The sequence below is a fragment of the Mesorhizobium sp. M5C.F.Ca.IN.020.32.2.1 genome (genome assembly GCF_004023105.1).
Classification (GTDB): Bacteria; Pseudomonadota; Alphaproteobacteria; order Rhizobiales; family Rhizobiaceae; genus Mesorhizobium; species Mesorhizobium wenxiniae.
Map to the genome: position 1 here is coordinate 1 of NZ_RZSX01000169.1, position 9027 is coordinate 9027.

Sequence of the window (9027 nt, forward strand, 5' to 3'; positions counted from 1 at the left end):
ATCTTCAACATGCCGGGCTTCCGCTGGGGCACGCTGAGGATGCCCTTCGAGATGGTGGAGCAGGTGGAGCGGCGCATCGCCAAGTCCGGCCAGGAAACCACTTGGATCGTTGCCGAGTTGGACGGCAAGGTCGTCGGCCATGGCAGGCTGGTCGTGCAGAGTTCACCGCGCCGTTCGCATATCGGCGAGATCAATATCGGCCTTGACGATGCGTTTGTCGGCAAGGGTATCGGCTCTGCCATACTTGGCGCGCTGCTTGACGTGGCCGACAACTGGCGCGCCCTGAAGCGGGTCGAATTGACCGTCTTTGCCGACAACGAACCGGCCGTCCGTCTCTACACAAGTCACGGCTTCGAGGTCGAAGGCCGGCATGTGAAGGCCGGTTTTACCGATGGGCAGTACCACGACCTCCTGAGCATGGCCCGGCTTCGGTTCTGAGAGCCGCTGTTTGGCCTTAACTGTTTAGCCAATCTAACAATTCGTGCCGAGTCGGCGACAGCGATTGCTCAAGGAGAACTCCGTTGGATACGGTCAATTTCGTCTCACACCATCTTGATCGAGTTGACAATCTAGTGTGGGCTATGTGTGGGCCGGCCGCAAGTCTGGTCTCCCTTGGCGTTTGCACCGCAAGCGGCTAGACGGGACCAATGACCGCCGTCTTTGACCCAACCACTACGCCTCCGGTGGAAATTCTGGCTGTGCTGTCGCTGCTCTGCCCGGAAGTCGCACGTGACATCGAGCAGAACTGGAATGCACCGGTTTCCGATTACGCCCGCCATCTGTGGCGGCCGGTGGCAAGGCCTGCATCGAGCCCGGCGATCGCTGCCCGCTCGATCCTGCGCGAAGTCCTGCATCAGCGCCTTGGTGCGATCATGCAGCCTGAAGAGATCGGCAAGGCCCTCGACGAGTTCGAGCACAGACCGGTGATTCAGTCCGGCCTGCACTGCCTGCTTCTGATGGACCGGACCACCTTCGATGCCCTCCTGCTTGCCTGGCTCGGCGCGGTCGAAAACGGGCTGTCGGCCTTCTTCGGCTTCATGGGAACGACGATGACCATGGAGACAATTGGCCGGGAGGGGCCGGGATGGCTCGATGTCGGAGACGACAAGATCAACCTGTTTGGCATGGGGCGCCACAAACTGTGCCGCAAAAGCGCCTGCGTGGCCGGTCCCGTCACCCTCAACAAGCGCGCGCTCGAAGCGGTGGGCGACGAAACGGATGCCAGCCGCTGGCTGGGCACACTGCTTGCCAGCCAGGACAAGGTTTTTGGAACCGCCGCCGATGCGCTGACAACCCTCAACGAGGATCTGGTCGCCGATTGGGATCGTTCCGGCATGGCTCTGCCGGTTTTCATCGACGATCGGCTCGCCGCGGCTGCCATGGCGCGGCATCTAGAATACGACGGCAGCCTTGTTTCCAGGCTGCTCATTGAGCCCGCAAGGCGCCAGCGTCTCGAACGTGCCTTGCAAGAGGCCGCATCGAGCCCATTTGGCAGATTCCTGCCTAATGCCACGGCCTATTTCTGGGGCATCCGCGAGGAGCGTGTGCGAAAGCTCGTCCTCGAGAACGGGCACCTGATCGAACCTGACAGGCCGCATGGTCTTTCCATCCCGTTCGAGCGGCCGCATCTCAAGCAGGCGCTGCTGGACGGCGTGCTGCTGCCGAACTTGTTCCTGATGTTCCTCGTCCTTGCCATATTACCGCGCGTGCGGGTTGTGGGCGGCCTGAGACAGATTGGCTATGTAGCGCTTTTCCACTCGATCCTGCTGGCTGTGCTGGACGAAAGCGCGCCGGAAGAGCGCGATTTGGCTGCGGAGCTGCAGGTTCGGGAAAATGCCTGGGGCATGCGGGTCATCGATGAAAAGATCTCGGTCCGCGAGCAGCTTGCCGGCCTGCCGGAAGGGGCGCTCTTCCCGAACCTGCTCCGGCAATACCGTTTGCGGACATTTGCCGAGACGACCGACGACCTGAAACTGGTTCGCGAAAACGCCCGATGGCGCAAGATCGGCCAGGCAGAGATCAAGGCGACCTGAGCCTCACTTCAGGCCTTATTTCAGGTTGATTTTCTAGAGCGGTTCACGTTTCACGGAAACGCAGAAGCGCTCTATCTCTTTGTTTGACGCAATTCCTGACGAAAACGGTACGCACTTTCCCTGGAATTGCTCTAGCGCAGCCGCAAGCGACGGCGATCTATCGGTGAGCCTCTGGCGTCTGATCCGGCCGCATAGGCCACACCTGTCATTGCACGACACCGGCCTTGCGGAGCCCATACCATACCATTCTGAACCTCAACGGCGCAGCGCACGGCGTCTACCACACTGCGGAACTTTACCAGCGTCCCATCCCCAGTGCGTTTGATCACCCGCCCGTCGTCCGCGCTCGCGAGCCGGCTGTATCCGACCACATCTGCAGCCAGGATTGCGACTAGCTTACGATTCTCGCTCATGGGTCCGTGTCCTCATCTCCACAATAGCAGGAAGACGGATGGTAAGAGGGAACTTTCGCAAACGACGGCCACGCAGCCGCCCGAATCGGCAACGCTCTGCCACCGGACCCACGCGGATCGCTCGATGCACATTTGCGCTGCCGCTTGCCGGTCGACGGCTATCGGTGCATCCTTGTTAATAGCCTGCCGTGAGTGCGTGGCGAGATCACGGCGTCACGGCCTCTAGTGAGGTCTTGTTGGATGGACTGCTCGGGCTGCGGTTTCGAGGTTGAGGGCGGTTACGCCTTCTGTCCGCGGTGTGGCAGGCGCCAGCCCGTGCCATGCGTCAGTTGCGGCTACCCCTGCGCACCTGATTTCGAGTTCTGTCCGAAATGTGGGGCAAGCGTCGGTGCGCCCGCAAAAGCCGTTGAACGGCCTGCTCCGACGCCAAACCGGACCATTGTGCCGCCTTCTCGAACTCCGTCGCTGCTTCCGAACATCGAAAGCGAAGATGGGCTGCATCCCGTCTCCGACGCCGATCGACGGACGGTAACCGTCCTGTTCGCAGACCTTTGCGGCTTCACGACGCTCAGCGAGCAGCTCGACCCCGAGGTCATGCAAGCGCTGCAGAACCAACTGTTCAAGGAATTGACGGCGGCCGTGCGAAACTTTGGTGGTTTCGTCGACAAATTCATCGGCGATGCACTGCTCGCTTTGTTCGGTGCGCCGGTCGCGCATGAGGACGATCCGGAACGTGCGCTTCGCGCCGCTCTCGACATGATCGCCCGGACGGCGCGGCTCGGCGAAAGCACCCCCCACTCCGGCTCGCCTCTGTTACTCCACATCGGCATAAACACTGGTCCGGTCGTTACTGGCGGATTGGGCATCGGCACCGCCAAATCCTATTCGGTGACCGGCGACACAGTGAATACGGCGCAACGCCTGCAATCGCTGGCCGCACCGGGTGAGGTGCTGGTAGGCGAGCTCACTCACAGGCTGACCCGGCATGCCTTCTCCTACGAATCGCTCGGTGATGTCGTGTTTCGCGGCAAGGCTGGCAGTGTGCTCGTCCATCGACTGGATGCACCGCTCGCGACCCCGCGTGCAGCGCGTGGGCTTGAGGCGCTCGGCCTCAGTGCGCCGATAATAGGTCGTGGTGCGGAGCTCAATAGAATGATGGCGAGCCTTGACCAGGCATGCAGCGGCTCGGCCCAACTTGTCCGCCTCGTCGGAGAAGCCGGTATCGGGAAATCGCGGCTGGTGAAGGAGTTCGTCGCCCGCGTCAGCGACGAGGATCGTTTTCGCAACGTCGCCGTGCGGCTGGCCACGTGCTCACCGCTGGGCGAACAATCATTTGGCGCCTTGGGCGCAGTGGTGCGCAGCGCTGCCGGGATGATGCAAAACGACAGTGGGGACGAAGTGCGGGGGAAGCTCGCAGGCTTGCTTACCGATCTCGGCCTGCAGAGCGAGGAGGCGAAGCGACTGATGCCTTTGCTCTACCATGTGCTCGGCCTTGGCGACCCCGATGCCACCTTGCAGCATGTCGAGCCCGAGCAGCTGCGGCGGCAAATTCTCTACGCAGTCCGCACAATCATCGAACGGCGGCTTGCGCTGTCGCCGCTGTTGATTGTCGTCGAAGACCTGCACTGGGCCGACGCCGTGTCGCTCGAGGCACTACGTTTCGTGATGGACAGGTTGGAACGCACGCGGTTGATGTTGCTGGTCACGCATCGTCCGGCGCGGGACAACGGCCAGCTCGACTCAAGTCGGGTCAGTCACACAGCGCTCAGGCTTTCGCCGCTCAACAATGATGACGGACGCAGCCTGCTGGCGGCGCTTTTCGGCGAGAGCTGGGTAAACTCCGCAGGAGGGCTTCCCGACCAGATCCTTGAGCGCGCGGGCGGCAACCCCCTTTTTGTAGAGGAGATCGTCCGCGGCCTTGTCGATCGCGGTGTACTGATGCGCGAGGGCCAGCGATGGCGGACTGTGGCAGGCGAATTCGCAACCGGCATTCCCGCCACTATCCAGGCAATGTTGCTTGCTCGCGTCGACCGGCTGCCCCAAGAGGTGCGCCGGCTGGCCCAGGAAGCCGCGGTAATCGGCCCGCGCTTCGATGCCACACTTCTGAAAGCCGTGACAGCCGACCCCGGCCGGCTAGAAGCCGGCTGCGAACTGCTTTGCGATGCGGAAATCATCGAGGAAGTTGCCGGATCAGGCTCGGTCTCGTCGCAAAGCTACCGCTTTACGCAAACATTGCTGCAGGACGTGATCTACCAGAATATGCTCCTAAAACGCCGGACCGAGATCCACGGGCGGGTCGGTGCTGCCTTGGAGCAAGTGTGCGGCGACAAGCCGGAACGGCTCGAGGATTTGACCGTGCTCGGTCATCATTTCGCACAGAGCGCCGAGCGGGAGAGGGGCGCGCATTATCTGCAGGCGGCGGGCGATCGCGCTCGCATGATATACGCCAACGACGACGCCCTTCGTTTCTACGAGCGAGCCCTGACTGCGTTGGGCGCGATCGGGCAAACACGGCTCAAACTGGCAATTGCAGAGCGCATTGCCGATTTGAGCGGCCCGATAGGCCGCCGCGAGATCGCGCACCACCACTACGAGACGGTGTTGCAGGCATACCGAGAGTCAGCCAATCGTGTGGCATCGGCGCGAGTTTTGCGTAAGATCGGTCGGCTGCTCTGGGACGTCGGCAAGCGGGACAACGCAGAATCCCGCTATGCTGAAGCGGCAGCGCTTCTCGATGGAGCGGATGCCCCGATCGAGCAGGCGCATCTCTGGCAAGAACGTGGCCGACAGGCGTTCCGTAGCGGAGATCACGCTCTCGCGGCAAAATGGGCAGACGCGGCGCTGGATTGCGTACGCTCTCTGACAACGGAGCATGTCTCCGAGGTAGGGTGTGATGCCACTCTTGTGACCGCCGAGGCACTTAATACCAAGGCTGTTGCGTTGGCTCGCCTTGGGCGAAACCGTGAAGCCGTGCGTCAGGTTGAGCATAGCATAGAATTAGCCGAAGCCGCCGGTCTACTGGCCGCGGCCTGCCGCGGCTACACCAATCTCGGCGTGCTTTACACGACCATCGATCCGGCACAGGCAATGGATGTCTGTCGGCGCGGTCTTGAAGTGGCGCGCCATATTGGTGACTTGGGTTTCCAAGCGCGCCTCCTCGCCAATCTGGCGGTCGCTTGTTGTACTTTCACGGATCGCTGTCCAACGGAGGGCGTGCCTGCTGCCGAGAAGGCCATCGAGATCGACCGGGCGCTCGACCAGCGCGAGCACCTGCCGGTGCCGTTGATCGTGCTTGCGCAGATCCACCAGTGCCACGGCCGTCCGGAACTGGCGGTCGGCTTGTTCCACGAAGCACTGGAGGTAGCCCGCGAAACGGGCGAGCCCCAACTGCTGTTTCCGTGCTATGATGGTCTGGCAACGCTTAATCTCGACCTCGACAATCTGGCCGAGGCCGAACGCTACTTTTCCCTGGCGCAGGGTATATGCGCCCAGCACGGGCTCGACCCGGAAGCGCTTGTGGTGCTGCCTTTTCTCGATTAGCCGGGTTGGAGGTTGGAAATGTCCGCGCGTAGCGACTTGGTACCGCTTCAACCGGGCGACCGTGCGCCGAACGTGGTACTCGACGCCATTACCAAGGAAGGCAAAATCGCGCTTGACGACTTTCGAGGACAAAGACCGGTGCTGGTCGGCCTGTTTCGAGGTCTGCATTGTGCGTTTTGCCGGCGCCATATCGCCGCCCAGGCGCGGCTTGATCCGGAGCTGCGCGAAAAGGGCGTGGAGAGCCTGACGGTGGTCAACACGCCGATCGAACGGGCGCGTCTCTATTTCCGTTACCACCCGATGCCGAATCTGCTTGCGGCCTCCGACCCTGAACGCGCTTCACATCGTGCTTTTGGACTGCCCAATCTCGAATTCACCGAGAACGAGACCAACTGGCCGTACAAAGTCTCGATGGCAGCGGTAAAGGATATGCGGGTCGACATACCAAGCGAGTTGCCCGGTGCGATGGATCCTATTGCGGCCGGCGAGATCCTCGACAAGAGGGACCATTACGAACTGACCGAAGCCGACGAGCAGATGATGGCAACGGGACACGGACAACTGGTCGGTCAGTTCCTGCTGGACCGGCAGGGGATCGTCCGCTGGAGCTTCACGGAGGTTCCAGAGGGTGGGCGATACATGTTTGGGGCGCCAAACCCGCAGGAGCTGATGTCAGCGGTGTCCCAAGTCGCCCAATAGGGCTTGCGAACGGGGAAAACGGGCGGGACACTGACAAGTTCACCGTTTCATCCCAGCACGGCCTCGACCCTGGCAACAAAGTCATCGAGCGAGCGATCCCCGCGAATCTCGATGCGCGGAAGGTCGATGGGATCGCAATCGAGGTCCGCCGGGCCGTGTCTGCCGCCGAAGCCGATCCGATAGCCGCACTCCCTGGCCAGCCTGCCAAGCCGTCGGTCGGTGACAGAAAAGGGTGCCGCGAACGCCGTGGTTAGCCGACCGGTCCACCGTTCGATGAACATACGAGAGCGAAGCAGCTCGCTGGCCAAGTCAGAGCTCGACAGACCATCTATCGCGCGATGCGTCGCCAGATGGCTTCCGAAGAATGCACCTTCGGCAGCGAGGCGTCGCACCGTCCCGGCGTCCATAAGCTGCGTTGGCGGACCGCTGTCGGCGTCCCACAGTGCACTTTCACCCACCAGGTCCGTCACCAGGAACACTTCCGCGGTCAGGTCGTTCGCGCGCAAGATCGGCCAGGCATGGTCGGCAAAGTTCTGGAAGCCGTCATCGAAGGTGATGAGCACTGGGCGGCCAACGAAAGGTTGACGGTTGGCGATGAACCATTCCAGCTGCTCGGACCTAATCGCGTGAAAGCCATTGGCGCGCAGCCATGACATCTGGCTGTGGAATGCGGCGGGCGTGAGCCGAAAACGGGCGAGCGCGGCCGGACCTTCATCGGAGACGCTATGATACATGAGGACAGGGATACGCTGCCGCCGCTCGCTACGCGCAACGTCGCGGCGCAAGGCCCGCGCCCCGCCCCAGACGATATTTCGCGCGACCCCGATTTCAAGGCGCGCGCGGATTGGCACTTGATCAACCATCGGTTCCGTCGCCACGTCGCCCGGTGACAGGCGGCGGAAGCGGTCTATGCGATAGAGCTCGGTCTGGATCGATTGATCGAGGACGAGGCCTTCGGTCCCTGCCAGCGTCTCTGAGATCGCTTGTGCACCGAATGTGTTCCAGTCGAAGCCGGTCCTTTCAACATTGTCACGTAACACGAATGCGTGTGCGTTGATGAAACTGCCGCCAGGCGCCAATGCCTCAACGATTTTTTTGGCGATGCGCCGCAACTCGGCGAGATCATCCAGATAGTAGAGCACTTCCGAACAGACGATCAGGTCCATCTCACCCGGCAGCGTGTCCGCGCAAAAATCCAGTACGCCGAACTCAACATTCGGCTGATCGCTGCATCGCGCGCGCGCGCGCCCGATCGCTACGGCGGAAATGTCAGTTGCGGTCAAATGGCCCACTCGCGGCGCCAGCTTCCGCGTGAAGTGCCCCTCCGCGCAGGCGAGCTCAAGCGCCCGTCCGATCGGACCGGCAGGCAGAATTTCGAGCTGCCGCTCATATTTTTCCTGCTCATAAGACGAACCGTAGTTCCAGGGATCCTCGATCGCGAAACGGCGATTCCAGAACGACGTGCGATCATTGTCGTGCCCATCCGCGGCCGATGCACGGCGTGGCGATGCAAGCGGCTCTGTAGCTTCGGCGCTCGACCGAACCAGCCCCCGCGCTTCCGCGGCCAACCGCGCGAGTTTGCCGAAGTGGCTGTCCCGATCGGACCGGCGTCCCGCGATGGACAACAATGCCTCGGCTGCAAACATGTTTGACTTGTCGGCACCGGCGCCCTGCTGCGGGGCATGTACAGGAGATCGCCTCGCAAGTCGCGCGGCACTGTGTATAAGCCGCTCAGGGGGCACGAAATTCCGGATCAATTCAATCCAATGGCGCCTTGTCACTTTCCCGAGTACGCCGAACTGCACGACAGCCTCGATCTGGCCATCCATCATCAGATAGGCATAAATTTGATCGATTCCTTCCGGCAATTCGATCGAGGTCGGATTTCGAATATCGACGCGAATTCCAAGCGTCCGCGCCAGTCTGCGCGGCGCGGCAAGATCGTCGAAGTCGAGAAGCATTTCCTCAAGCTGATACTGGACGCGGCGACCAGCGACGGGATCGTCCCAGACCTTGCCGAGTTCGGTGATCAACTCCGTGAGGGAGCCGCCGAACCTGTCCCAGCTGGCGGCCAATTGCGCTGGCACCGATAGGCTTCCTACCATAAGGCCATCGAAGGCCACCTTGGCGATGTCACGCGCCCACTTACGTCCGGCCGGGAGCGCGCGCAGGGGCTGAGGGCTGATCGAGCGGCGGCCGCTGCCGCAATCCGACGCGGCGTTCCATAACGCGAACCACGCGAGTGCTTCGGAAGCGGTGCGGCCGTCCGCCTCGATCGCTCCATTGGCGTGAGCCGACGCTGGGTGGTCGACCCGGGGGTCAGCAGAAAAGCCGCGGGCGAT

General features: G+C 62.0%; 5 protein-coding genes and 1 pseudogene. 4 read left to right on the top strand and 2 right to left on the bottom strand.

Annotation, left to right across the window (positions count from 1 at the left end):
• Both EOA86_RS11190 and EOA86_RS11195 read left to right on the top strand, forming a co-directional pair.
• Window positions 1-438: GNAT family N-acetyltransferase (locus EOA86_RS11190; RefSeq protein ID WP_128341672.1), on the top strand; the 438-nt coding region annotated here is incomplete at its 5' end.
• A gap of 209 nt (window positions 439-647) precedes the next feature.
• The gene (locus EOA86_RS11195; RefSeq protein WP_127208858.1) at window positions 648-2033 is read left to right on the top strand and encodes a hypothetical protein; all 1386 of its coding nucleotides are present in this window, start codon (window positions 648-650) and stop codon (window positions 2031-2033) included.
• A gap of 236 nt (window positions 2034-2269) precedes the next feature.
• Here the strand turns inward: EOA86_RS11195 and EOA86_RS40125 are convergent.
• A pseudogene (locus tag EOA86_RS40125) lies at window positions 2270-2446 on the bottom strand (adenylate/guanylate cyclase domain-containing protein); the annotation flags it as partial.
• A gap of 240 nt (window positions 2447-2686) precedes the next feature.
• On the opposite strand from EOA86_RS40125, the gene EOA86_RS11205 reads away from it, so the two are divergent.
• Both EOA86_RS11205 and EOA86_RS11210 read left to right on the top strand, forming a co-directional pair.
• Complete coding sequence (locus EOA86_RS11205) at window positions 2687-5986, top strand: adenylate/guanylate cyclase domain-containing protein (RefSeq protein ID WP_128341674.1); 3300 nt, start codon at window positions 2687-2689, stop codon at window positions 5984-5986.
• 18 nt (window positions 5987-6004) lie between these two features.
• The gene (locus EOA86_RS11210; protein WP_128341676.1) at window positions 6005-6685 is read left to right on the top strand and encodes a peroxiredoxin-like family protein; all 681 of its coding nucleotides are present in this window, start codon (window positions 6005-6007) and stop codon (window positions 6683-6685) included.
• 47 nt (window positions 6686-6732) lie between these two features.
• Here the strand turns inward: EOA86_RS11210 and EOA86_RS11215 are convergent.
• A partial coding sequence (locus EOA86_RS11215; RefSeq protein WP_245497219.1) for an SAM-dependent methyltransferase occupies window positions 6733-9027 on the bottom strand: 2295 nt, incomplete at its 5' end.

Bases quoted from the DNA above. Each gene is read 5' to 3' on its own strand.
- EOA86_RS11195 (WP_127208858.1), top strand. From the start codon at position 648: ATGACCGCCGTCTTTGACCCAACCACTACGCCTCCGGTGGAAATTCTG.
- EOA86_RS11205 (WP_128341674.1), top strand. From the start codon at position 2,687: ATGGACTGCTCGGGCTGCGGTTTCGAGGTTGAGGGCGGTTACGCCTTC.
- EOA86_RS11210 (WP_128341676.1), top strand. From the start codon at position 6,005: ATGTCCGCGCGTAGCGACTTGGTACCGCTTCAACCGGGCGACCGTGCG.